19 protein-coding genes and 3 tRNA genes are annotated in these 23843 nt (G+C 60.7%); 16 read left to right on the forward strand and 6 right to left on the reverse strand.

The window, feature by feature from the left end:
* Window positions 1–42: 42 nt before the first annotated feature.
* Window positions 43–2646 (forward strand): Fe/S-dependent 2-methylisocitrate dehydratase AcnD, encoded by a 2604-nt coding sequence (gene acnD, locus NAO55_RS05500; RefSeq protein ID WP_102841160.1) that lies wholly within the window; start codon window positions 43–45, stop codon window positions 2644–2646.
* 114 nt (window positions 2647–2760) lie between these two features.
* The gene (gene prpF / locus NAO55_RS05505; protein WP_102841441.1) at window positions 2761–3948 is read left to right on the forward strand and encodes a 2-methylaconitate cis-trans isomerase PrpF; all 1188 of its coding nucleotides are present in this window, start codon (window positions 2761–2763) and stop codon (window positions 3946–3948) included.
* 92 nt (window positions 3949–4040) lie between these two features.
* Here prpF and ppsR read toward each other — a convergent pair whose 3' ends face one another.
* On the reverse strand, window positions 4041–4859 hold the full coding sequence (ppsR, locus tag NAO55_RS05510) for a posphoenolpyruvate synthetase regulatory kinase/phosphorylase PpsR (RefSeq protein ID WP_102841159.1): 819 nt from the start codon (window positions 4857–4859) through the stop codon (window positions 4041–4043).
* Between the two features lie 154 nt (window positions 4860–5013).
* On the opposite strand from ppsR, the gene ppsA reads away from it, so the two are divergent.
* The 7 genes from ppsA (at window position 5014) to NAO55_RS05545 (ending at window position 11986) form a co-directional block, all read left to right on the forward strand.
* Entirely contained in the window at window positions 5014–7383 is a 2370-nt protein-coding gene (ppsA, locus tag NAO55_RS05515) for a phosphoenolpyruvate synthase (protein ID WP_102841158.1), read from the forward strand.
* Between the two features lie 144 nt (window positions 7384–7527).
* Window positions 7528–8016: a ribonuclease E activity regulator RraA gene (gene rraA / locus NAO55_RS05520; protein WP_102841157.1), complete on the forward strand. Its 489-nt coding sequence runs from the start codon at window positions 7528–7530 to the stop codon at window positions 8014–8016.
* A gap of 81 nt (window positions 8017–8097) precedes the next feature.
* Entirely contained in the window at window positions 8098–9093 is a 996-nt protein-coding gene (gene cmaX / locus NAO55_RS05525; RefSeq protein WP_180981663.1) for a divalent cation transporter CmaX, read from the forward strand.
* A 56-nt stretch (window positions 9094–9149) separates the two neighbouring features.
* On the forward strand, window positions 9150–9392 hold the full coding sequence (locus NAO55_RS05530) for a CrfX protein (protein WP_102841155.1): 243 nt from the start codon (window positions 9150–9152) through the stop codon (window positions 9390–9392).
* Between the two features lie 2 nt (window positions 9393–9394).
* Window positions 9395–10219 carry a mechanosensitive ion channel family protein gene (locus tag NAO55_RS05535; protein WP_063543064.1) on the forward strand — a complete coding sequence of 275 codons (825 nt, stop codon included), beginning with the start codon at window positions 9395–9397 and terminating at the stop codon, window positions 10217–10219.
* 84 nt (window positions 10220–10303) lie between these two features.
* Window positions 10304–10894, forward strand: a complete 591-nt coding sequence (sigX, locus tag NAO55_RS05540; RefSeq protein ID WP_102841154.1) for an RNA polymerase sigma factor SigX — start codon at window positions 10304–10306, stop codon at window positions 10892–10894.
* 99 nt (window positions 10895–10993) lie between these two features.
* Window positions 10994–11986, forward strand: coding sequence for an OmpA family protein (locus NAO55_RS05545; RefSeq protein ID WP_102841153.1), 993 nt, complete (start codon window positions 10994–10996; stop codon window positions 11984–11986).
* A gap of 220 nt (window positions 11987–12206) precedes the next feature.
* Here the strand turns inward: NAO55_RS05545 and acnB are convergent, their stop codons facing one another.
* Window positions 12207–14816, reverse strand: a complete 2610-nt coding sequence (gene acnB / locus NAO55_RS05550; RefSeq protein WP_102841152.1) for a bifunctional aconitate hydratase 2/2-methylisocitrate dehydratase — start codon at window positions 14814–14816, stop codon at window positions 12207–12209.
* A gap of 410 nt (window positions 14817–15226) precedes the next feature.
* Between acnB and NAO55_RS05555 the strand changes: the two genes are divergently transcribed.
* Window positions 15227–15703: a DUF1289 domain-containing protein gene (locus tag NAO55_RS05555; RefSeq protein ID WP_063543056.1), complete on the forward strand. Its 477-nt coding sequence runs from the start codon at window positions 15227–15229 to the stop codon at window positions 15701–15703.
* Window positions 15704–15739: 36 nt separating this feature from the next.
* Here NAO55_RS05555 and NAO55_RS05560 read toward each other — a convergent pair whose 3' ends face one another.
* Entirely contained in the window at window positions 15740–16600 is an 861-nt protein-coding gene (locus NAO55_RS05560) for a universal stress protein (protein WP_102841440.1), read from the reverse strand.
* 176 nt (window positions 16601–16776) lie between these two features.
* On the opposite strand from NAO55_RS05560, the gene NAO55_RS05565 reads away from it, so the two are divergent.
* On the forward strand, window positions 16777–17382 hold the full coding sequence (locus NAO55_RS05565; RefSeq protein WP_063543054.1) for a MiaE family protein: 606 nt from the start codon (window positions 16777–16779) through the stop codon (window positions 17380–17382).
* Here the strand turns inward: NAO55_RS05565 and lpxH are convergent.
* The gene (lpxH, locus tag NAO55_RS05570; protein ID WP_102841151.1) at window positions 17379–18101 is read right to left on the reverse strand and encodes a UDP-2,3-diacylglucosamine diphosphatase; all 723 of its coding nucleotides are present in this window, start codon (window positions 18099–18101) and stop codon (window positions 17379–17381) included. The genes NAO55_RS05565 and lpxH overlap by 4 nt on opposite strands.
* A gap of 6 nt (window positions 18102–18107) precedes the next feature.
* Window positions 18108–18602 carry a peptidylprolyl isomerase gene (locus tag NAO55_RS05575; RefSeq protein WP_063543050.1) on the reverse strand — a complete coding sequence of 165 codons (495 nt, stop codon included), beginning with the start codon at window positions 18600–18602 and terminating at the stop codon, window positions 18108–18110.
* A 333-nt stretch (window positions 18603–18935) separates the two neighbouring features.
* On the opposite strand from NAO55_RS05575, the gene NAO55_RS05580 reads away from it, so the two are divergent.
* Together NAO55_RS05580 and cysS are read left to right on the forward strand one after the other, a co-directional pair.
* Window positions 18936–20603 carry a glutamine--tRNA ligase/YqeY domain fusion protein gene (locus tag NAO55_RS05580; protein WP_102841150.1) on the forward strand — a complete coding sequence of 556 codons (1668 nt, stop codon included), beginning with the start codon at window positions 18936–18938 and terminating at the stop codon, window positions 20601–20603.
* Complete coding sequence (gene cysS, locus NAO55_RS05585) at window positions 20603–21988, forward strand: cysteine--tRNA ligase (RefSeq protein ID WP_102841149.1); 1386 nt, start codon at window positions 20603–20605, stop codon at window positions 21986–21988. The genes NAO55_RS05580 and cysS overlap by 1 nt, the downstream gene beginning before the upstream one ends.
* Window positions 21989–22045: 57 nt before the next feature.
* Here the strand turns inward: cysS and folD are convergent, their stop codons facing one another.
* Window positions 22046–22900, reverse strand: coding sequence for a bifunctional methylenetetrahydrofolate dehydrogenase/methenyltetrahydrofolate cyclohydrolase FolD (gene folD, locus NAO55_RS05590; RefSeq protein WP_063543044.1), 855 nt, complete (start codon window positions 22898–22900; stop codon window positions 22046–22048).
* Window positions 22901–23175: 275 nt separating this feature from the next.
* Between folD and NAO55_RS05595 the strand changes: the two genes are divergently transcribed.
* The 3 genes from NAO55_RS05595 to NAO55_RS05605 all read left to right on the forward strand — a co-directional run bounded on the left by NAO55_RS05595 (window position 23176) and on the right by NAO55_RS05605 (window position 23495).
* Window positions 23176–23252: transfer RNA gene (locus NAO55_RS05595), tRNA-Arg, on the forward strand.
* A gap of 32 nt (window positions 23253–23284) precedes the next feature.
* Window positions 23285–23360 (forward strand) — tRNA-His (locus NAO55_RS05600).
* A 50-nt stretch (window positions 23361–23410) separates the two neighbouring features.
* Window positions 23411–23495, forward strand: a tRNA-Leu gene (locus tag NAO55_RS05605).
* Window positions 23496–23843 lie beyond the last annotated feature (348 nt).

The raw sequence follows: 23843 nt of genomic DNA on the forward strand, positions 1-23843 counted from the left end.
GGCCTCGCCCCTCGGAACATTATTGAATTGAGTTCTTCCGGCATGAATACAGAACACCGCAAACCTTTGCCAGGCACCGGGCTTGACTACTTCGACACCCGCGAGGCGATCGAAGCGATTCAGCCGGGCGCCTACGACAAACTGCCCTATACCTCCCGCGTGCTGGCCGAACAGCTGGTGCGCCGCTGTGAGCCCGAAGCGCTGACCGATTCGCTGAAGCAGATCATCGAGCGCAAGCGCGATCTGGACTTTCCCTGGTATCCGGCTCGCGTCGTCTGCCACGACATCCTCGGCCAGACCGCGCTGGTCGATCTCGCCGGCCTGCGTGATGCGATCGCGGAGCAGGGCGGGGATCCGGCCAAGGTCAACCCGGTGGTGCCGACGCAGCTGATCGTCGACCACTCGCTGGCGGTGGAATATGCCGGTTTCGATCCGGATGCCTTCGAGAAGAACCGCGCCGTCGAGGAGCGTCGCAACGAGGACCGCTTCCACTTTATCGAGTGGACCAAGACCGCGTTCAAGAACGTCGACGTGATTCCGGCCGGCAACGGCATCATGCACCAGATCAACCTGGAGAAAATGTCCCCGGTGATCCAGGCCCGCGGCGGCGTGGCCTTCCCGGACACCTGTGTCGGCACCGACTCGCATACGCCGCACGTCGATGCGCTGGGCGTGATCGCCATCGGTGTTGGCGGCCTGGAAGCCGAAACCGTGATGCTCGGCCTGCCCTCGATGATGCGTCTGCCCGACATCGTCGGTGTGCGTCTGACCGGCAAGCGTCAACCGGGTATCACCGCGACCGATATCGTCCTCGCGCTGACCGAGTTCCTGCGCAAGGAACGTGTCGTCGGAGCCTGGGTCGAGTTCTTCGGCGAAGGCGCCGACAGCCTGACCATCGGTGATCGCGCGACCATCTCCAACATGTGCCCGGAGTATGGCGCCACCGCTTCGATGTTCTACATCGACCAACAGACCATCGATTACCTCAAGCTGACCGGTCGCGAGCCGGAGCAGGTTGCGCTGGTCGAGCAATACGCCAAGGAAACCGGTCTGTGGGCGACTGCCCTGGAAGGCGCCGAGTACGAGCGCGTGCTCGAGTTCGACCTGTCCAGCGTGGTGCGCAACATGGCCGGTCCGAGCAACCCGCACAAGCGCCTGCCGACCTCCGCCCTGCACGAGCGCGGTATCGCCGACGAGGCCAAGCTGGCCGCAGCCCGCGCCGAGGAAGCCGAAGGCCGGTTGCCGGATGGCGCGGTGATCATCGCCGCCATCACCAGCTGCACCAACACCTCCAATCCGCGCAACGTGGTCGCCGCCGGCCTGCTAGCGAAGAAGGCCAACGAGCTTGGCCTGGTGCGCAAGCCCTGGGTGAAGACATCCTTCGCGCCGGGCTCGAAGGTGGCCAAGCTGTACCTGGAAGAGGCGGGCCTGCTGCCGGAACTGGAGAAGCTCGGCTTCGGCATCGTCGCCTATGCCTGCACGACCTGTAACGGCATGTCCGGCGCACTGGATCCGAAGATCCAGCAAGAGATCATCGAGCGTGACCTGTACGCCACCGCGGTCCTCTCCGGTAACCGCAACTTCGATGGCCGTATCCACCCGTATGCCAAGCAGGCATTCCTCGCCTCGCCGCCACTGGTGGTCGCCTACGCCATCGCCGGTACCGTGCGCTTCGATATCGAACAGGATGTGCTGGGCACCGACAAGAACGGCAACCCGGTTACCCTGAAGGACCTGTGGCCATCCGACGAGGAGATCGACGCCATCGTCGCCGCCTCGGTCAAGCCGGGGCAGTTCAAGCAGGTCTACATCCCGATGTTCGACCTGGGCAGCATCGAGGAAGCCAAGAGTCCGCTGTACGATTGGCGTCCGATGTCCACTTACATCCGTCGTCCGCCGTACTGGGAAGGCGCCCTGGCTGGCGAGCGCACGCTCAAGGGCATGCGCCCACTGGCGATCCTGCCGGACAACATCACCACCGATCACCTGTCGCCATCCAACGCGATCCTGCTGGATTCGGCCGCCGGTGAGTACTTGGCGAAGATGGGCCTGCCGGAGGAGGACTTCAACTCCTACGCCACCCACCGCGGCGACCACCTGACTGCGCAACGGGCGACGTTCGCCAACCCGCAGCTGGTCAACGAGATGGCGGTCGTGGACGGCAAGGTGCAGAAGGGTTCGCTGGCGCGCGTCGAGCCGGAAGGCAAGGTGATGCGCATGTGGGAAGCCATCGAAACCTACATGAACCGCAAGCAGAACCTGATCATCGTGGCCGGTGCCGACTATGGCCAGGGCAGCTCGCGTGACTGGGCGGCCAAGGGCGTGCGCTTGGCCGGCGTGGAAGTGATCGTCGCCGAAGGCTTCGAGCGCATCCACCGCACCAACCTAGTGGGCATGGGCGTGCTGCCGGTCGAGTTCAAGCCGGGCACCACCCGCCTGACCCTCGGCCTCGACGGCACCGAAACCTTCGATATCGAAGGCGAGCTGTCGCCGCGTTGCGATCTGACCCTGGTCGTGCATCGTAAGAACGGTGAGGAAACCCGTGTGCCGGTGACCTGCCGTCTCGATACCGCGGCCGAGGTCAGCGTCTACCAGGCTGGCGGTGTACTGCAGCGCTTTGCCAAGGACTTCCTCGGTCAGGCCTGAGGCACGCCAGTTCCGCGCGTGCTCTGTGGTTCGTCCGCAGAGCACGTGCGCAGCGGCGATATTTCATTTCTGCGCGACCGTCCGGTGGCGCAGCTTCATGAGGACCAGATTCCCATGGCTCATCTTCCCCAGATCAGGATTCCTGCCACCTACATGCGTGGCGGCACCAGCAAGGGCGTGTTCTTCCGCCTACAGGACCTGCCGGAGAGCTGCCAGGTGCCGGGCGCTGCGCGCGACAAGCTGTTCATGCGCGTGATCGGCAGCCCTGACCCGTATTCGGCGCACATCGATGGCATGGGCGGCGCGACGTCCAGTACCAGCAAATGCGTCATCCTTTCGAAGAGCAGTCGGCCGGATCACGACGTCGAATACCTCTATGGTCAGGTGTCGATCGACAAGTCCTTCGTCGACTGGAGCGGCAACTGCGGCAACCTTTCCACTGGCGCGGGCGCCTTTGCCTTGCATGCCGGCCTGGTGGATGCCGAGCGCATTCCACAGAACGGCACCTGCGTTGTGCGGATCTGGCAGGCCAATATCGGCAAGACCATCATCGCCCATGTACCGGTCACCGACGGCCAGGTGCAGGAAACCGGCGATTTCGAGCTGGACGGCGTGACCTTTCCGGCAGCCGAGATCGTGCTGGAATTCCTCGATCCGTCCGATGATGGCGAGGAGGGCGGCTCGATGTTCCCCACCGGCAACCTGGTCGACGAGTTGGAGGTGCCCGGTATCGGCACGCTCAAGGCGACCATGATCAGCGCCGGCATTCCCACTGTATTCGTCAATGCAGAGGACATCGGCTACCAGGGCACCGAGCTGCGTGAGGACATCAACGGCAATCCGGAGGCGCTGGCACGTCTGGAGGCGATCCGTGTGGCCGGTGCACTGCGCATGGGCTTGATCAAGACCGCAGAGGAGGCGCTGACCCGTCAGCACACGCCGAAGGTTGCGTTCGTTTCCCAACCGAAAAGCTATCGGGCGTCCTCCGGCAAGAACATCGAAGCGGGTGAGGTCGATCTACTCGTCCGTGCACTGTCCATGGGCAAGCTGCACCACGCCATGATGGGCACCTGTGCAGTGGCCATCGGCACCGCGGCGGCGGTGCCCGGCACGCTGGTCAACCTCGCGGCGGGTGGTGGCGAGCGTCAGGCCGTGCGCTTCGGGCATCCGTCCGGCACCCTGCGCGTCGGTGCCGAGGCGAAGCAGATAAACGGCCAGTGGACCGTGACCAAAGCCATCATGAGCCGCAGCGCGCGGGTGCTGATGGAAGGCTGGGTACGTGTGCCAGGCGACGCTTTCTGATGCGCTTCAGCCGCCGGAAAGCAAATTCTTCCGGTTGAAAAACGCAAAAAGTCCGCACCAAGCGGACTTTTTGTTGTCTAGCGAAGCGGCACTTATTTGAGTCGACGCTCGACGCCTTTCTCCACAAGGATCTTTGCCGAGATTTCCTCGACGGAGAAATGGGTCGAGTTGATGTAGTTGATGTTCTCGCGGCGGAACAGACTTTCCACCTCGCGGACTTCGAATTCGCACTGAGCGAAGCTGGCATAACGGCTGTTGGGCTTGCGCTCGTTGCGGATGGCAGCCAGGCGGTCCGGGTCGATGGTGAGCCCGAACAGCTTGTCCTTGTACTCCTTGAGTGCACTGGGCAGCTGCAGGCGCTCCATGTCGTCCTCGGTGAGCGGGTAGTTGGCGGCGCGGATGCCGTACTGCATCGCCATGTACAGGCAGGTCGGTGTTTTGCCGCAGCGGGAAACGCCAACCAGGATGAGGTCCGCCTTGTCGTAGTAGCGGGTGCGCGCACCATCGTCGTTGTCGAGGGCGAAGTTGACCGCCTCGATACGCTCCATGTAGTTGGTGTTGTGGCTGATCGAGTGGGATTTGCCCACGGAATAGGAGGAACGTGACATCAGTTCATGTTCCAGCGGAGCAAGGAACGAAGAGAAGATATCGATCATGAAGCCATTGGATTCGGCGAGAATGTCACGGATTTCCTGGTTAACCAGCGTGTCGAAGATGATCGGCCGACCACCGTCCTTTTCCGCGGCATTATTGATTTGCTGTACCATGGCCCGCGCTTTTTCTGCGGTGTCGATATACGGGCGCGTCAGTTTAGTGAAAGTGATGTTCTCGAACTGCGCCAGAAGACTCTGGCCCAGGGTTTCCGCGGTGATGCCTGTGCCGTCCGAAATGAAGAAAGCAGTTCGTTTCATGTGCCTTGGGCCTTAAGTCGAGAACGGTTCCCAGCTATAGTAGGCCCTTCGCCGAGCCCGGTTGGCGGGCATTGTTACTTATTTTGCAGGGTCGGGCCACAGTCGTGCGGCCCGGCTCCGGTTGAGTTTCCAACACTAATGTGGAGAGATCACCTTGGTAGAGTACGTAGTTTCCCTCGATAAGCTCGGCAATCATGACGTTGAGCGTGTAGGGGGCAAGAACGCCTCCCTGGGCGAGATGATCAGCAACCTCGCCGGTGCCGGCGTTTCCGTACCGGGCGGTTTCGCCACGACGGCCCAGGCCTATCGCGACTTCCTCGAACTCAGCGGTCTGAACGATCAGATCCACGCGCTGCTCGACGCCCTTGATGTGGATGACGTCAACGCCCTGGCCAAGGCCGGCGCGCAGATCCGTCAGTGGGTCATGGATGCTGAATTCCCGCCGCAGCTCGACGCCGACATTCGCAAGGCCTTCGCCGAAATGTCCGGCGGCAACGACAACATGGCCGTCGCGGTCCGCTCCTCGGCCACTGCTGAAGATCTGCCGGATGCCTCCTTCGCCGGCCAGCAGGAAACCTTCCTCAACATCCGTGGCGTGGACAACGTGATCCGCGCGGCCAAGGAAGTGTTCGCCTCGCTGTTCAACGACCGTGCCATCGCCTACCGCGTGCATCAGGGCTTCGATCACAAACTGGTCGCCCTGTCTGCCGGCGTGCAGCGCATGGTCCGCTCGGAAACCGGCACCGCTGGTGTGATGTTCACCCTCGACACCGAATCGGGCTTCCGTGACGTGGTGTTCATCACCGGCGCCTACGGCCTCGGCGAGACGGTGGTACAGGGTGCGGTCAATCCGGACGAGTTCTACGTCCACAAGCAGACCCTGGAAGCCGGTCGCCCGGCTATCCTGCGCCGCAACCTGGGCAGCAAGGCGATCAAGATGGTCTATGGCGACGAAGCCAAGGCCGGCAAGTCGGTCAAGACTGTCGACGTCGATGCCGCCGACCGCGCGCGCTTCTGCCTGACCGATGAAGAGGTCACCAACCTAGCCAAGCAGGCGATGATCATCGAGAAGCACTACGGCCGCCCGATGGACATCGAATGGGCCAAGGACGGTGACGACGGCAAGCTGTACATCGTCCAGGCCCGTCCGGAAACCGTGAAGAGCCGCAGCAGCGCCAACGTAATGGAGCGCTACCTGCTGAAGGAGAAGGGCACCGTACTGGTCGAGGGTCGTGCCATCGGCCAGCGCATCGGCGCAGGCCCGGTCAAGGTCATCCACGACGTGACCGAAATGGACAAGGTCCAGCCGGGCGACGTGCTGGTCTCCGACATGACCGATCCGGATTGGGAGCCAGTGATGAAGCGCGCCAGCGCGATCGTTACCAACCGCGGCGGGCGCACCTGCCACGCAGCGATCATCGCCCGTGAGCTGGGTATTCCCGCCGTCGTCGGCTGCGGCAATGCCACCGAAGTCCTCAAGGATGGCCAGCGCGTCACTGTTTCATGCGCCGAAGGCGATACCGGCCTGATCTTCGATGGCGAGCTGGGTTTCGACATCCGCCAGAACTCCATCGATGCCATGCCGGAGCTGCCGTTCAAGATCATGATGAACGTCGGCAACCCGGACCGCGCCTTCGACTTCGCCCACCTGCCGAATGAAGGCGTTGGCCTGGCCCGTCTCGAGTTCATCATCAACCGCATGATCGGCGTGCACCCCAAGGCGCTGCTGAACTTCGACGGCTTGCCGGCCGACGTGAAGAGCAGCGTGGAGAAGCGCATTGCTGGCTACGACGATCCGGTCAACTTCTATGTCGAGAAGCTGGTCGAGGGCGTCAGCACCCTGGCAGCAGCGTTCTGGCCGAAGAAGGTCATCGTGCGCCTGTCGGACTTCAAGTCCAACGAGTACGCCAACCTGATCGGCGGCAAGCTGTACGAGCCGGAAGAAGAGAACCCGATGCTCGGCTTCCGCGGTGCTTCTCGCTATATCAGCGACTCGTTCCGTGACTGCTTCGAGCTTGAATGCCGCGCGATGAAGAAGGTCCGCGACGTCATGGGCCTGACCAACGTCGAGCTGATGGTCCCGTTCGTGCGCACCCTGGGCGAAGCCTCCCAGGTTGTCGATCTGCTGGCGAAGTACGGCCTCAAGCGTGGCGAGAATGGCCTGCGGGTCATCATGATGTGCGAACTGCCGTCTAACGCCTTGCTGGCCGACGAGTTCCTCGAATTCTTCGATGGCTTCTCAATCGGCTCCAACGACATGACCCAGCTGACCCTGGGCCTGGACCGCGACTCCGGCATCATCGCCCACTTGTTCGACGAGCGTAATCCGGCGGTGAAGAAGCTGCTCGCCAACGCCATCCAGGCGTGCAACAAGGCCGGCAAGTACATTGGTATCTGCGGCCAGGGTCCGTCGGATCATCCGGATCTGGCCAAGTGGCTGATGGAGCAGGGCATCGAGAGCGTTTCGTTGAATCCGGATTCCGTGCTGGATACCTGGTTCTTCCTGGCTGATCGCCAGATCTGACCGTTGCGGTAGATCGAAAACGGGGCGTCAGCCCCGTTTTCATTTGTGCCGGAAATCCGTGTCCGTTCCGCCACTGGCCGCTTGCGGCTAATATGTCGCGCCAGATGGTTCAAAGGTCGTTATCCCTAGCAGAAGGAGCTTTCCATGCAATACGTCACGCCTGATCTGTGCGACGCCTATCCTGACCTGGTGCAGGTCGTCGAACCGCTGTTCAGCAATTTCGGTGGCCGCGACTCCTTCGGCGGAGAGATCGTGACCGTCAAGTGCTTCGAGGACAACTCACTGGTCAAGGATCAGGTTGATGTCGATGGTACTGGCAAGGTGATGGTTGTCGACGGCGGCGGCTCACTGCGTCGCGCCCTGCTGGGTGACATGCTTGCCGAGAAAGCGGCACGCAACGGCTGGGAAGGCCTGATCATTTACGGCTGTGTGCGCGACGTCGATGTTCTCGCGCAGACTGAGCTGGGCGTGCAGGCGCTGGCCAGCCACCCGATGAAGACTGACAAGCGTGGTATCGGCGATCTCAACGTTCCAGTGACTTTCTGCGGCGTGACGTTCCGTCCGGGCGAGTACGTGTATGCCGATAACAACGGCATCATTGTGTCGCCAGAGCCGCTGTCGATGCCGCAGTAATCCGCTGCACTGACGGGCATGCCCGTCATCTGTTCCGAGCCCGGCTTCGCCGGGCTTTTCATGAGTGACGACGGTACATCGATGCGGGAATCTCATAGCGAGCAAAACGGCCTGATCCACGCGTTTGTTCTGGATGGCAGCGGCGGTGCCCGACAGATCGGCTATCAGGCCCTGCCGACCTTGCAACTGAACGCGCATGAAAGCCTCTGGTTGCACTGGGATCGCAGCCAACCCCAGGCGCAGCAGTGGTTGCGCAGGCAGAGCGGACTCAGTGCCTTTGCCTGCGATGTGCTGCTGGAAGAGAACACGCGGCCTCGCATGCTGGCCTTGCCTCAGGAAGAGCTGCTGCTTTTCCTGCGCGGCGTCAATCTGAACCCCGATGCAGAACCGGAAGACATGGTGTCGGTGCGCGTGTTCGCCGACCGGCAACGGGTCATTTCTCTTCGGCTGCGACCATTGCGCTCTACAGAGGTGGTCATACAGCTGCTGTCGGAGGGAAGGGGGCCGAAAACCGCGTCTGAACTGCTGATCTATCTCGCTGAGGCGATGACCGATCGCGTCGATGATCTCGTCATGCAGCTCTCCGAGCGGATCGATAAGGAAGAAGAAGCGCTTGAGGCGAACGAGCGCTACACCCCCGAGCACGATTCGATGCTCTCCCTGCGTCGGCAGGCGGCTGGCCTTCGCCGGTTCCTGCTGCCCCAGCGGGAGCTCTACGGTCAGCTGACGCGTAACAGACTGAGCTGGTTCGTCGAGGACGACACCGAGTATTGGAACGAGCTCAGCAACCGCTTGACCCGTTATCTCGAAGAGCTCGAAATGGTCCGGGAGCGGATCAATCTGGTACTGGAGTCGGAACACCGCAGGCTGAGCGAGCGGATGAACCGAACCATGTATCTGCTTGCTATCATTACGGGCTTTTTTCTGCCGCTCAGCTTTCTCACCGGACTGCTCGGAATCAACGTCGGAGGCATACCTGGTGCCGACTTCCCGTACGGGTTCGCCGTAGCCTGCGCGCTGATAGGCAGTATCGCCTTGCTGCAATGGTGGATGCTACGGCGCCTCCGCTGGCTCTGAATGTGACTCCCGACCGGCCATAGACCGTCTAGGCCACATACTTTAGCGAGGTTTGCATGCGCGATCCCTTTGAAGAATCCCTGCGAGATCTGCTCAACAAGCCCTCCGTGCACGATGACGACGCCTGCCTGGGGCGAGTGCTGAAAACGGCCAACCGGCAGGTGGGTGCTGGCGACCTGTTTGCACTGGTAGGGCACTGGCTCGAAGCATTGCTGATGGCCGTCAATAGCGGCTCGCGACATCTCGCACCGGTTTCCCGCCGGGCTGCTTCCAACCGTTCTTTCGATAAGGCTGATTGATCATGGAATTCGATCCCTGGACCCAAAGTCTGCTGTCGGCGATGAGCTCGCTTTGGGCATCTGTAGCGGCCTTCATTCCGCGTCTGTTCGGCGCCGTGGTCGTTGTATTGCTCGGGTTCGTGGTAGCCAAACTGCTCGATACCTTGTTATCCAAAGTGTTGGCCAAGGTCGGATTGGATCGGCTGATGGCCGGAACCGGGCTTACCAAACTGTTGGGCCGAGCGGGCATACGCATCCCTGTCTCGGCGTTGATCGGTAAGGTGGTGTATTGGTTCGTGCTGCTGATCTTCCTGGTCTCGGCCGCCGAATCGCTGGGGCTGGAGCGCGTTTCGGCAACCCTCGACATGCTTGCGCTCTATGTGCCGAAGGTCTTCGGCGCTGCGTTGGTTCTGCTCGCTGGTGTCCTGCTGGCGCAGCTGTTGAGCGGTCTGGTTCGAGGCGCCGCCGAGGGTGTCGGCCTTGATTACGCGAACGGTTTGGCGCGAATGGCGCAGGGCCTGGTGATAATCATCAGCATTTCCGTGGCGATTGGGCAGCTCGAGGTCAAGACCGAGCTGCTCAATTATGTGATTGCCATCGTACTGATCACGGTCGGCCTCGCGGTTGCGCTGGCCCTTGGTCTCGGTAGTCGTGAGCTGGTAAGTCAGATCCTGGCTGGAATCTATGTGCGTGAACTCTACGAAGTGGGCCAAAAGGTACGGCTGCCTGACATGGAAGGCCAGATCGAGGAAATCGGTACGGTGAAAACCTTATTGCTTACCGATGACGGCGAGCTGATGTCCGTGGCGAACAAAGTGCTACTCGAACAGCGAGTCGGCAGCCGCTAGCCCTGAGTATCTGGTAAAGTACGTCGCCTTTTTTCCGGTTTCCATGATTGGCGGCCGAGATTTTGACTGCCGGCTCGAAGCGTCTTGACTAAAACCCCAACGTCCATTTCGCGCTACGATCCACGCCAGCTCAGCGATGAAGAGCTGGTGCGGCATGCTCACGTCGAACTGTTTCATATAACCCGAGCGTATGAAGAGTTGATGCGTCGCTATCAGCGCACGTTGTTCAATGTTTGTGCGCGTTACTTGGGGAACGAGCGGGATGCCGATGACGTGTGCCAGGAAGTTATGCTCAAGGTGTTATATGGGTTGAAGAACTTTGAAGGCAAGTCCAAGTTCAAGACCTGGCTATATAGCATCACTTATAATGAGTGCATTACCCAATATCGCAAAGAGCGCCGCAAGCGACGCCTGCTCGATGCGCTGAGCCTGGATCCGCTCGAGGAAGCCTCAGACGAAAAGGCGCCAAAGATCGAAGAGAAGGCCGGTCTCGACCGATGGCTCGTACATGTGAATCCAATCGATCGCGAGATATTGGTGTTGCGTTTTGTTGCTGAACTCGAGTTCCAGGAAATTGCCGATATCATGCACATGGGTTTAAGCGCGACGAAGATGCGATACAAGCGCGCGCTCGACAAGCTGCGAGAAAAATTTTCGGATACCGCTGAAACTTAATCCCGGAAACTTGTCTTATACCTTGCGAACAGCTTGGGCATACAGACAGCCGGTTTCCTTAGATTGTTCTGATTCTAACCACCAGATGGGGATTTACGGATGAAACTTAAAAACACCTTAGGCGTCGTTATCGGTTCGATGGTTGCCGCCACTTCTCTTAGCGCGCTGGCCCAAGGACAGGGTGCCGTAGAGGTGGAAGCGTTCGGCAAGCACTACTTCACCGATAGCTCGCGTGACGTACAGCGTGACGGCGAGCTCTACGGTGCTGGCGTCAGCTACTTCCTTACCGACGATGTTTCGCTGGGTCTTTCCTATGGCGAGTATCACGACCTGACCTCCAAGGATCCGGTTGGCGCCGATGGCAGCCACAAGAACATCAAGGGCAGCCTGACTTCCCTCGATGCTGCCTATCATTTTGGCGCTCCGGGCGTTGGTCTGCGTCCGTACGTCTCCGCTGGCGTTGCTCATCAGAGCATTGGCCAGGCCGCCCGCAGTGGTCGTGACCACAGCACCTTTGCCAACGTGGGCACCGGCCTGAAGTACTACTTCACCGAGAACTTCTTTGCCAAGGCCAGCGTTGATGGCATGTACAACATCGATGCTGATGAAGCCGAGTGGATGGCTGGCGTTGGTGTCGGTCTGAACTTCGGTGGCGGTGCCCGTCAGGTTGCTGCCGTTGAGCCGACTCCGGAACCGGCCCCGGCTCCGATCGTTGACACCGAGCCGGAACCGGCTCCGGAAGTCGTACGCGTCGAGCTGGACGTCAAGTTCGACTTCGACAAGTCGCGCGTCCGCGAAGAAAGCTACAGCGACATCAAGAACCTCGCTGATTTCATGCAGCAGTACCCGCAAACCACCACCGTGGTCGAAGGTCACACCGACTCCGTTGGCACCGACCAGTACAACCAGCGCTTGTCCGAGCGTCGTGCTGAAGCAGTACGCAACGTTCTGGTCAACGAGTATGGCGTTGAAGGCGGTCGTGTGAACTCCGTCGGTTATGGCGAATCCCGTCCAGTTGCTGATAACTCCACCGAGGAAGGTCGTCAGATCAACCGTCGTGTTGAGGCCGAGGTAGAAGCTCAGGTTCAGTAATGCTGGGCTGAAGCCTTCAAGCTCGAAAAGCCCGGCTTAGTCCGGGCTTTTCTTTGTCTGTAGCAAAAGTGCCGCCGCTGCGCTGCGCTTCGGGCCGCGGCTGGCGGTTGCGATGCTGCCGTATACAAATGGCTGACCGGATAAACATCAGCCGGGCGAAGAAATCCGTGGGCATAAAAAACCCCGCCGAAGCGGGGTTTTTTATTGCATTACAGCGTCATCAGACTTCGACGACCTTGATCTTGGCCTTTTCCGCAGCCTCACGGAACTCGGCGATCTGGTCGAAGGAAAGGTAGCGATAGATGTCGGCAGCCATGCTGTCGATGTTCTTCGCGTACTCCATGTACTCCGCAACAGTCGGCAGCTTGCCGATGATGGAGGCTACCGCTGCCAGTTCGGCCGAGGCCAGGTATACATTGGTGGCGTCGCCGAGGCGGTTCGGGAAGTTACGGGTCGAAGTGGAGACGACGGTCGAACCGGTCTGAACGCGAGCCTGGTTACCCATGCACAGGGAGCAGCCCGGCATTTCCATACGCGCGCCAGCCTTGCCGTAGATGCCGTAGTAGCCTTCTTCGGTCAGCTGGTGAGCGTCCATTTTGGTCGGCGGAGCCAGCCACAGACGGGTCGGAATACCACCCTTGACCTTGTCGAGCAGCTTGCCGGCAGCGCGGAAGTGGCCGATGTTGGTCATGCAGGAGCCGATGAAGACTTCATCGATCTTCTCGCCAGCAACGGTGGACAGCAGGCGGGCATCGTCCGGGTCGTTCGGTGCGCAGAGCACGGGCTCTTTCACTTCGGACAGGTCGATCTCGATCACAGCAGCGTATTCAGCGTCCTTGTCGGCTTCCAGCAGCTTCGGATCGGCCAGCCAGGCTTCCATCGCCTGGGCACGACGCTCGAGGGTGCGGGCATCGCCATAGCCTTCGCTGATCATCCAGCGCAGCATGGTGATGTTCGACTTCAGGTACTCGGCGATCGACTCTTCCGGCAGCTTGATGGTGCAACCGGCAGCCGAACGCTCGGCGGAGGCGTCGGACAGTTCGAACGCTTGCTCGACGGTCAGCTGGTTCAGACCTTCGATCTCGAGGATGCGGCCGGAGAAGATGTTCTTCTTGCCCTTCTTCTCGACAGTCAGCAGGCCTTGCTGGATGGCGTAGTACGGGATGGCATGGACCAGGTCGCGCAGTGTGATGCCCGGCTGCATTTGGCCCTTGAAGCGCACCAGTACGGATTCCGGCATGTCCAGCGGCATGACGCCAGTGGCGGCAGCGAAGGCGACCAGGCCGGAACCGGCCGGGAAGGAGATACCGATCGGGAAACGGGTGTGCGAGTCACCACCGGTACCAACGGTATCCGGAAGCAGCATGCGGTTCAGCCAGCTGTGAATGATGCCGTCGCCAGGACGCAGCGACACGCCGCTGCGGTTCATGATGAAGTCCGGCAGGGTGTGATGGGTATTGACGTCGATCGGCTTCGGATAGGCCGCGGTGTGGCAGAACGACTGCATGACCAGGTCGGCGGAGAAGCCGAGGCAGGCCAGGTCCTTCAGCTCGTCGCGGGTCATCGGGCCAGTGGTGTCCTGGGAGCCGACGGTGGTCATCTTCGGCTCGCAGTAGGTGCCCGGGCGAACGCCTTGGCCTTCCGGCAGACCGCATGCGCGACCGACCATCTTCTGTGCGAGGGTGAAGCCTTTGCCGCTGTCAGCCGGCGCTTCCGGCTTCTTGAACAGGGTGGACGGAGCCAGACCCAGCTCGGCGCGGGCCTTCTCGGTCAGGCCGCGACCGATGATCAGCGGGATACGACCGCCAGCACGGACTTCGTCCAGCAGTACGTCGGTTTTCAGCTCGAAAGTGGTGATCACTTCATCGGTGCCGTGCTTGCAAACCTTGCCAGCGTACGGATAGACGTCGATCACGTCGCCCATGGCGAGGTTGCTGCAGTCGAACTCGATCGGCAGTGCGCCGGCATCTTCCATGGTGTTGTAGAAGATCGGAGCGATCTTGGTGCCGAAGCAGAAGCCACCGGCGCGCTTGTTCGGTACGTTCGGAATGTCATCACCGAAGAACCACAGCACGGAGTTGGTGGCCGACTTGCGCGAAGAACCGGTACCGACCACGTCGCCGACGTATGCAACCGGGAAGCCCTTGGCTTTCAGTTCTTCCATCTGCTTGATCGGGCCAACCGAGCCCGGCACGTCCGGGTTGATGCCATCACGGGCCATTTTCAGCATGGCCAGGGCGTGCAGTGGGATGTCAGGGCGCGACCAGGCGTCCGGAGCAGGCGACAGGTCGTCGGTGTTGGTTTCGCCAGTGACCTTGAACACGGACAGGGTGACTTTTTCGGCAACTGCCGGGCGGTTGGTGAACCACTCGCCTTCGGCCCAGGACTGCATGACGGCCTTGGCGTGCTCGTTGCCGGCTTTGGCTTTCTCGGCCACATCGTGGAAGGCGTCGAACATCAGCAGGGTGTGCTTCAGCTGCTCGGCGGCGACAGCGCCCAGCTCGGCGTTATCCAGCAGCTCGACCAGGGTGGCGATGTTGTAGCCGCCCTGCATGGTGCCCAGCAGCTCGACGGCGCGCTGCTTGCTCAGCAGCGGCGAGGAGGTTTCACCTTTGGCCAGGGCGGACAGGAAACCGGCCTTGACGTAGGCGGCTTCGTCGACGCCAGCAGGGACGCGGTTGGTGATCAGGTCAACGAGGAATTCTTCTTCGCCGGCCGGCGGGTTCTTCAGCAGCTCGACCAGGCCTGCGGTTTGCTCGGCGTTCAGCGGCTGGGGCACGACGCCCTGGGCGGCACGCTCTTCTACGTGTTTGCGATAGGCTTCAAGCACAGTTTTTACCCTCATCATTGGTCCCTTGGGTGTTTCGGGACGCGCATCCGGAAGCTGTTTTCAAAGTTTTACGCCGGGCGGGCGACGCCGGATGGGCAGGAGAAAGGCAATTCTGCGCATCCGGCACGCAGCCGGTTCAACTGTGCTCGTGACGCTTTGAAAACAGCTTCGTATGGAATGTGGCGCCAAAAACGGCGGGCTAAGTCTACTGGAAATGGCTCGCGAAGTTAAGTCGAGGACCGCCTGCTATGGGTGTTGCGCCAACGCCTGTCGGCTCGCCTCGAATGCGCTGAGTACCGTCTGGCCTGGGCTTCAGCGTGATTTGCCGCCATCCGGATGTCAGCGCGAGTGACCCTGGTAGGACAAAAGTCTAAGATGCTCAGCCCGTACTCCATGCCGCTTTTCTGCTCATGTCCACTCAGCGCATCAAAACTCCTTGCGTAGGCCTCTGTTCGACCGTGTACGGTGATGTCGTCTGTCGCGGCTGCAAGCGCTTTCACCACGAGGTGGTCAACTGGAACGCATACGCTGAACAGGAAAAGTTGGCCGTCTGGCGGCGCCTCGAGATTCTTCTCGCTCAGGTGATGATGGCGAAACTCGAGATCTTCGATGCCGTGCTGCTGCGCCAGCAGTTGGAAGCAAGGCAGATTCGCTTCGTGGCCGAGCAGTCTCCCTACTGCTGGGCTTATCAGCTGATCGCGCGCGGCGCCCGGCTTATCCAACAGCTGGACGCATACGGAGTCAGTCTGTTGCCCGAGTTTCGCGACTGGGCGCTGCCTGAGCTGCGAGATGCCATTGACCGAGAGTTTTTTCTGCTTTCCGAGGCCCACTACGATCGCTATATCGCTCCGCAATTCATACGCCAGGGTATGGATCTGAGGGTGTGAAGGCGAAAGCCTCTGGCGAGGCTTCCGCGCGTTGGATCAATGGCGCACAAGGTCTTCCAGGTGATCGATGATGTCATCTGGCTTGAGTACCAGGACGTCGCTTTCCAGCGTATCGAGTACCACTTCTGCAGTATTGCCCATGAGGGCGCCCGAGAATCCGGTTCGTGCCACGGTTCCGATGATGGTTACGACCGCATTGAGCTGATGGCAAACGCGGGGAATCAATGCATCGGCCGGCCCTTCGACAACATGCAGACGTTCGTTCGGGATAGCGAAATCTTCCTGAAACTGCTTGCAGGCGTCGCGATATCTCGCCTCGATGGTCTCTTTCAGCTGAAAGGCCGGATCTGCGGCAGACAACATCGCCGACGGATGGGCGCTGATGACGTGGAGATTGCCATCGGCGAGGTTGGCGATCTCGAATCCGTGATTGACGATCGTCGTATGCAGCGTGCGGTGTTCGAGGTCGGCGTTGCCAACGTCCACGGCGGCGAGGATGTTGCCGCCGGTCCATGGCTTGTCGGTTTTCACCATCAGCACCGGGCAGGGGCAGTAGCGCAGCAGCTTCCAGTCCTCCGGAGTCAGCAGGGCGCGCTTCAGTGGATTGTCCGGCACGTGCTGCTTGACCACCAGGCCGCAGCCTTCTGCTTGTTGCACGCTGATAATGGTCTGGTGGACGCTCTCGTGCCACGCCTGTTGCGTGGTCGTCTGATGGCCTTCGGATTCGAGCTGCTCTCGCAATGCGCTCAGGTGTGCACTGTGGTCGTGTCTGGTGTCGCAGATCAGCAGATGCAGGTGAGATTGGCTGACAGTCGAGATCAGGCGCGCGCGCTTGAGGGCCAGCTCTTGTGGCTGGTTCGGGTCAATTACCACGAGGATGCAGCGAATGGCTTGCATGATCGGCTCCATTTCCTGATGCGGGTTGGTCAACTATAGACAAGCCTGCGACGCCAGTTGTGATGTATATCAAGCAAGACTGGCTGCTCCGCGCGGCATTCGTATAATGCCCGCGCGGTGTCGGGCGGCACCACGCGATGACCCACTATTTTGTTCCTGAATATGCAAGGTTCGACATGCTTCCTGATCTGAATGAGTTCCTCGCCTGCGTCACTCCCGCTGCCTGGGTAGACGCTGCCTTGCAGAATCAGGACGTGATGCTGATCGACCACGGCAACTGCGAAAAAAAGGCAGCGGGGTCGGCGTTCCAGTTGATGTTCCGCTATGTCGACAAGCCGGATCTGCAGAACAAGATGTCGCGTCTGGCGCGCGAGGAGTTGCGCCATTTCGAGCAGGTGCTGGCGATCATCCGTCGCCGTGAGATCGAGTTACGCAATGTCGGCTCGTCTCGTTATGCCGCCGGGTTGCGCGAACTCGTACGCAATCATGAGCCCTATCGACTAACCGACACGCTGGTGATCGGTGCCTTTATCGAGGCGCGCTCTTGCGAGCGCTTCGCCATGTTGGTACCGCATCTGGATGAAGAGCTGGGCAAGTTCTATCACGGGCTGCTCAAGTCGGAAGCGCGGCACTTCCAGGATTACCTGAAGCTGGCCTATCAGTACGGCGACGCCGCCGATGTGGATGCCACCATCGTTCGGGTGCGCGAGCGGGAACGGGAATTGATCGAAAGCCCGGACAGCGAGTTCCGGTTTCACAGCGGCGTGCCGCTGGCAGCCTAGCTCAGGGCGAATGGCGCCTGGTGGTAGCCGTTTTCATCCACCTGCAATGCCCAGCCCTGCCGATCCCAGTCGCCCAGCACGATCCGTTTGGCGGGTTGGCCATCTACCTCGAAGTCATGTGTCGCCGGTCGATGAGTATGACCGTGGATCAGCGTGCGAACGCCATGTTCGGCCAGCACGCCGGGTATCAGTTCCGGGGTGACGTCGATGATGTCGCTGGCTTTCATTCGGGTCTGGCTGCGGCTTTCGTTGCGCAGCTTGCGGGCGAGTTTCCGGCGAGTCGCGAGCGGCAGGTTGCGCAGAACGAACAGGCTGAGGGGGTTGCGCAGCAGCCGGCGTAGCCGCATGTAACCTTCATCGCGGGTACACAGACTGTCGCCGTGCATCAGCAGTACCGGCTCGCCGCAGAGCTGGACCACACTCGGATCAGCCAGCAGCTTGCAGCCGGCCTTGCGGCAGAAGGTCTGGCCGAGCATGAAGTCGCGGTTGCCGTGCATCAGATAGATTCTGACGCCGCGCTCGCGCAACGCACGCAGGGCGCGGGCAATCGATTCCTGGAACGGCGTCATGGCGTCGTCGCCAATCCAGACCTCGAAGAAGTCACCGAGAATGTATAGGGCTTCGGCCTGGGTAGCGCGCGTCGCGAGAAAATGCAGAAACGCCCGGGTGATGTCCGGGCGTTCCTCTTCCAGATGCAGATCTGAGATCAGCAGGATCACTCGCGATTACTCGACGATCTCGGCCTTCTCGATCACCACGTCCTCGACCGGGACGTCCTGGTGGCCGGACTTCATGGTCGTTGCCACACCCTTGATCTTCTCGACCACATCCATGCCCTCGGTCACCTCGCCGAACACGGCATAGCCCCAACCCTGTACGGTAGGCGCACTGTGATCGAGGAAGTCGTTGTCCTTCACGTTGATGAAGAACTGCGCGGACGCCGAATGCGGTTCCATGGTGCGCGCCATGGCCAGAGTGCCGGTTTTGTTCGACAGACCATTGTTGGCCTCGTTCTTGATCGGCGCGCGAGTGGACTTCTGCTTCATGCCTGGCTCGAAACCGCCGCCCTGGATCATGAAATTGCTGATCACGCGATGAAAGATGGTGCCGTCGTAGTGGCCGCTCTTCACATATTCCTTGAAGTTGGCAGTTGTTTCCGGAGCCTTGTCTTCGAACAGATTGACGGTGATGACGCCGTAGTTGGTGTGCAGTTTGATCATCGGGAGGGGTTCCGTTTCGTTGGTGCGGGCGCGCCGCTGCAAGGGTCGTCGTTACCGAGTGCCGCCAGTCACTGATGGCGGTATCCCCTGAGCGCATTGCTCTGTCAGGGGGTTGACGGGTCCGCTATGATAGGCGCTTTGATTTGGTCGGCCTACCCTGAGTGGGTATTTACAAGCTACTGCACTCGGCCCTGCGACGTTGAAATGGTCTCAAAATGCTTATGTACGACTTTGTACATTCCGCTTTTTGCGCTGATCTCATTGCCTGGCCATCGCTCGTTATATTTGTAAGCCTCTCTGTTAAGCCGCACACTCGCTGACGTTAAGGACATCATGAGCAAGCCCGAGACTCCCGCCGCTAGCAATTTTCTCCGTCCGATCGTCCAGGCTGACCTGGACTCCGGCAAGCACGCCAAGATCGTCACTCGCTTCCCGCCGGAGCCCAATGGCTATCTGCACATCGGGCATGCCAAGTCGATTTGCCTGAACTTCGGCCTGGCGAAGGAGTTCGGTGGCGAGTGCAACCTGCGCTTCGATGACACCAACCCGGCCAAGGAAGACCAGGAGTACATCGACGCGATCAAGAGCGACGTGCAGTGGCTGGGCTTCCAGTGGGCCGGCGAGGAACGCTACGCCTCCAATTACTTCGATCAGCTGCATGACTGGGCGGTAGAGCTGATCAAGGCGGGCAAGGCGTATGTCTGTGACCTGACACCCGAGCAGGCCCGTGAGTACCGTGGCAGCCTGACCGAGCCTGGCAAGAACAGCCCGTTCCGCGAGCGTTCGGTGGAGGAGAACCTCGACCTGTTCGCCCGCATGAAGGCAGGCGAGTTCCCGGATGGCGCCCGTGCGCTACGGGCGAAGATCGATATGGCCTCGCCGAACATGAATCTGCGCGACCCGATCCTCTATCGCATTCGCCATGCGCACCATCACCAGACGGGCGACAAGTGGTGCATCTATCCGAGCTACGACTTCACTCACGGGCAGTCGGACGCCATCGAGGGCATCACGCATTCCATCTGCACCCTCGAATTCGAGGATCATCGCCCGTTGTACGAGTGGTTCCTGGCCAACCTGCCGGTGCCGGCCCAGCCGCGCCAGTACGAGTTCGCCCGTCTCAACCTGAACTACACCATCACCAGCAAGCGCAAGCTCAAGCAGCTGGTGGATGAGAGGCATGTGAGCGGTTGGGACGACCCGCGCATGTCGACGCTCTCCGGCTTCCGGCGCCGCGGCTACACCCCGGCCTCGATCCGCAACTTTTGCGACATGATCGGTGTGAATCGCGCAGGCGGCGTCGTCGACATCGGCATGCTGGAATTCGCGATTCGCGAAGACCTGGACGCCAACGCTGCGCGTGCCATGTGCGTGCTCAAGCCGCTCAAGGTGGTGATTACCAACTATCCGGAAGGGACGAGCGAGAACCTCGAGCTGCCGCGTCATCCGAAGCAGGACATGGGGGTGCGGGTGCTGCCGTTCAGCCGCGAGATCTACATCGATGCGGGCGACTTCGAAGAAGTCCCGCCGGCGGGCTTCAAACGACTGGTTCCTGGCGGCGAAGTGCGACTGCGCGGCAGCTACGTGATCCGTGCCGATGAGGCGATCAAGGACGAGGCCGGAAACGTCGTCGAGCTGCGCTGCAGCTACGACGAAAATACCTTGGGCAAGAACCCCGAAGGCCGCAAGGTCAAGGGTGTGATCCACTGGGTGCCGGCTGCCGAAAGCGTCGAGTGCGAGGTGCGTCTGTACGATCGTCTGTTCCGTTCCGCCAATCCTGAGAAGGACGAGGAGGGCGGCAGCTTCCTGGACAATATCAACCCCGAGTCGCTCGTCGTGCTCAAGGGGTGTCGCGCCGAGCCTTCGCTGGCGGATGTGGCTCCTGAAGAGCGCTTTCAGTTCGAGCGTGAAGGCTATTTCTGCGCCGACATGAAGGACAGCAAGCCCGGCGCTCCTGTGTTCAATCGCACCGTCACGCTGCGTGACTCCTGGGGTCAATGATGGCGCTGGCGATCTACAACACCCTGACCAAGACCAAGGAAGCGTTCCGCCCGCTGGAAGGCAACAAGGTGCGCATGTACGTCTGTGGCATGACGGTCTACGACTTCTGCCACATCGGTCATGCACGGGTGATGGTGGCGTTCGACGTGGTCACCCGCTGGCTGCGCCAGCGCGGCTACGACGTGACCTACGTGCGTAACATCACCGACATCGATGACAAGATCATCCGCCGTGCCACTGACAACGGTGAGCCGTTCCAGGCGCTGGTCGAGCGCATGATTGCGGCGATGCATGAAGACGAGACGCGCCTCAACGTGTTGCGTCCGGATCTCGAACCTCGCGCCACCGACCATATCGCCGGCATGCATACGATGATCCAGACCCTGATCGACAAGGGCTTCGCTTATGCGCCGGGCAACGGTGATGTCTACTACCGGGTCGGCAAATTCGTCGGTTACGGCAAGTTGTCGCGGCGCAAGATCGAAGACCTGAAGATCGGCGCGCGTATTGAAGTGGATGAAGCCAAGGAAGATCCGCTGGACTTCGTGCTGTGGAAGGGCGCCAAGCCGGGCGAGCCTAGCTGGGATTCGCCGTGGGGTGCTGGGCGTCCCGGTTGGCATATCGAGTGTTCGGTAATGTCCACCTGCTGCCTGGGCGAGACGTTCGACATCCATGGAGGCGGCCCGGATTTGGTGTTTCCGCACCATGAGAACGAGATCGCGCAGAGCGAGGCCGCGACCGGCAAGCAGTACGCCAATGTCTGGATGCACGCGGGCGCGGTGCGGGTCGATGGCGAGAAAATGTCTAAGAGCCTGGGCAATTTCTTCACCATCCGCGAAGTGCTGGAGAAGTACCACCCGGAGGTGGTGCGCTACCTGCTGGTATCCAGCCACTACCGCAGCCCGATCAACTACTCCGAGGACAGCCTGCGCGAAGCCAAAGGCGCGCTGGAGCGCTTCTACAACGGCTTGAAAGGCCTGCCTGACGCGGCGCCTGCCGGTGGCGAGGCGTTCGTGGCGCGCTTCGGCGCGGCGATGGACGACGATTTCAACTCGCCAGAAGCGTGCGCGGTGCTGTTCGATATGGTGCGTGAGGTCAACCGCCTGCGTGAGACCGATCTTGCTGCTGCTGCCGCGCTGGCTGCTCAGCTCAAGGTGCTTGCCGGTGTGCTCGGCGTACTGCAGTTGGAGCCCGATGCCTTCCTGCAGGCGGGAGCTGCTGGCAAGGTTGACGCTGCCGAGGTCGAGGCGCTGATCGCCGCGCGTTTGGCGGCGAGAGCGGAAAAGAACTGGGCCGAGTCCGACCGTATCCGCGATCAGCTCAGCGCCATGGGTGTGGTGCTGGAGGACGGTAAGGGCGGGACGACCTGGCGTCTGGCTGAATAGTCCAATGCAACAAAAAACGGCGCCGAAGGGCGCCGTTCTTGTTTGCGTCGTTCACGATCAGTCGTGCAGATGTTCTGCGGCGTGCAGGGTATTTTCCAGCAGGCAGGCGCGGGTCATCGGGCCGACGCCGCCCGGTACCGGGGTGATCCATGCGGCGCGCTCGCTGGCTGGTTCGAATTCCACGTCGCCGAGCAGACGGCCATCAGCCTGGCGGTTGATGCCGACGTCGATGACGATTGCGCCGGGCTTGATCCATTCACCCTTGACCAGGCCAGTGATGCCGGTTGCGACCACGACCAGGTCGGCCCGCCGTACGTGCTCTTCGAGATTGCGGGTGAAGCGGTGGGTTACGGTAGTGGTGCAGCCGGCCAACAGCAGCTCCAGCGCCATAGGCCGACCGACGATGTTCGAGGCGCCGACCACGACCGCATCCAGCCCATGCAGGTCGACACCGGTGCTTTCAAGCAACGTCATGATGCCTTTCGGCGTGCATGGGCGCAGCAATGGCATACGCTGCGCGAGGCGGCCGACGTTATAGGGGTGGAAACCGTCCACGTCCTTGTCCGGGCGGATGCGCTCCAGCAGCTGGGATGCATCCAGATGCTTGGGCAGAGGCAGCTGGACGAGAATGCCGTCGATCGAAGAGTCGTCATTGAGCTGATCGATCAGGGCCAACAGGTCTTCCTGGCGGGTATCGCTTGGCAGATCATGGGCGACAGAGTTGAAGCCCACCTCCTCGCAATCTTTGCGCTTGTGCGCCACATACACCTGGGAGGCTGGATCGCTGCCGACCAGAATCACGGCGAGGCCGGGTGCGCGGAGCCCTTGGGCGCGACGTTCGGCAACACGACCGGAGATCTGTTGGCGAATGTTGGCAGCAATCGTTTTACCGTCGATCAGTTTTGCGGTCATGACGCTTGGTTAACCATTGGAGAGGACTTGGAAAGGGCGCGTATTCTCGCATGTCGTAGCGATACGGCAAAGGCGAAGCAGCGTTCGTCACCTGTAACCCCTTTATCTAACTGAAATTTTTTTCAATTTGCTGTTGACGACTGTTTGGGGCCTCTATAACATTCGCCCCGCTTGTCGAGCACAGCCTGCTGCTGGGTAAGATGGCTTACGAAGAAGGCGACTTCTTTCAATAGCCGGAGCTTCAAGTCTGCGCTCCGAACAGAATGCAGATAAAAGCGCCCGTAGCTCAGCTGGATAGAGCATCCGCCTTCTAAGCGGATGGTCGCAGGTTCGAGTCCTGCCGGGTGCGCCATTTCGGGCTCTGGCACAAGCAAATGCAATATGGTGGGCGTAGCTCAGTTGGTAGAGCACAGGATTGTGGCTCCTGGTGTCGAGGGTTCGATCCCCTTCGTCCACCCCATATTCTCGAGAACGCCAGGCGCTGCCTGGCGTTTTCGTTTAGCCCGCTTGGCGGACGTGGTGAAATTGGTAGACACACCAGATTTAGGTTCTGGCGCCGCAAGGTGTGAGAGTTCGAGTCTCTCCGTCCGCACCATGTGAAAAGCTGAAAGCCCCGGATTCCGGGGCTTTCGCGTTTCTGGGGGCGGCAAATTAGTGTGTGTTTGGTCCCAAAGGAAGAGAGGCGGCGGACCAAAAACACGCCGGCCGGCGATCACCGCGTTTTATCTTGACCCTTCGAAAACGAGTAATTTTGGTAATCTCGTTTGCCGGAAAGCCTTCTAGAGGCTCTGCCGCTGCGCCCATCTGCGATCGCGCTGCTGCAGTTCGACAAGGAGCTGGCGATAGACGGTTTCTCAGGCGACCAGGTGGCGTATCACTGCAAGCTGACCCTGGAAGCAGCATTCGTTGAGCAGCCGGGGACAGCGCCCAGGATCGCTTCGCC

Origin of the sequence: Stutzerimonas frequens, from assembly GCF_024448335.1 — a bacterium.
Classification (GTDB): Bacteria; Pseudomonadota; Gammaproteobacteria; order Pseudomonadales; family Pseudomonadaceae; genus Stutzerimonas; species Stutzerimonas frequens.

Bases quoted from the DNA above. Each gene is read 5' to 3' on its own strand.
- NAO55_RS05565 (WP_063543054.1), top strand. From the start codon at position 16,777: ATGCTTCCTGATCTGAATGAGTTCCTCGCCTGCGTCACTCCCGCTGCC.
- cmaX (WP_180981663.1), top strand. From the start codon at position 8,098: ATGCGGGAATCTCATAGCGAGCAAAACGGCCTGATCCACGCGTTTGTT.
- folD (WP_063543044.1), bottom strand. From the start codon at position 22,900: ATGACCGCAAAACTGATCGACGGTAAAACGATTGCTGCCAACATTCGC.
- rraA (WP_102841157.1), top strand. From the start codon at position 7,528: ATGCAATACGTCACGCCTGATCTGTGCGACGCCTATCCTGACCTGGTG.
- NAO55_RS05530 (WP_102841155.1), top strand. From the start codon at position 9,150: ATGCGCGATCCCTTTGAAGAATCCCTGCGAGATCTGCTCAACAAGCCC.
- ppsR (WP_102841159.1), bottom strand. From the start codon at position 4,859: ATGAAACGAACTGCTTTCTTCATTTCGGACGGCACAGGCATCACCGCG.
- NAO55_RS05545 (WP_102841153.1), top strand. From the start codon at position 10,994: ATGAAACTTAAAAACACCTTAGGCGTCGTTATCGGTTCGATGGTTGCC.
- NAO55_RS05535 (WP_063543064.1), top strand. From the start codon at position 9,395: ATGGAATTCGATCCCTGGACCCAAAGTCTGCTGTCGGCGATGAGCTCG.
- prpF (WP_102841441.1), top strand. From the start codon at position 2,761: ATGGCTCATCTTCCCCAGATCAGGATTCCTGCCACCTACATGCGTGGC.
- NAO55_RS05560 (WP_102841440.1), bottom strand. From the start codon at position 16,600: ATGCAAGCCATTCGCTGCATCCTCGTGGTAATTGACCCGAACCAGCCA.
- cysS (WP_102841149.1), top strand. From the start codon at position 20,603: ATGGCGCTGGCGATCTACAACACCCTGACCAAGACCAAGGAAGCGTTC.
- NAO55_RS05575 (WP_063543050.1), bottom strand. From the start codon at position 18,602: ATGATCAAACTGCACACCAACTACGGCGTCATCACCGTCAATCTGTTC.
- acnD (WP_102841160.1), top strand. From the start codon at position 43: ATGAATACAGAACACCGCAAACCTTTGCCAGGCACCGGGCTTGACTAC.
- NAO55_RS05580 (WP_102841150.1), top strand. From the start codon at position 18,936: ATGAGCAAGCCCGAGACTCCCGCCGCTAGCAATTTTCTCCGTCCGATC.
- NAO55_RS05555 (WP_063543056.1), top strand. From the start codon at position 15,227: ATGTCCACTCAGCGCATCAAAACTCCTTGCGTAGGCCTCTGTTCGACC.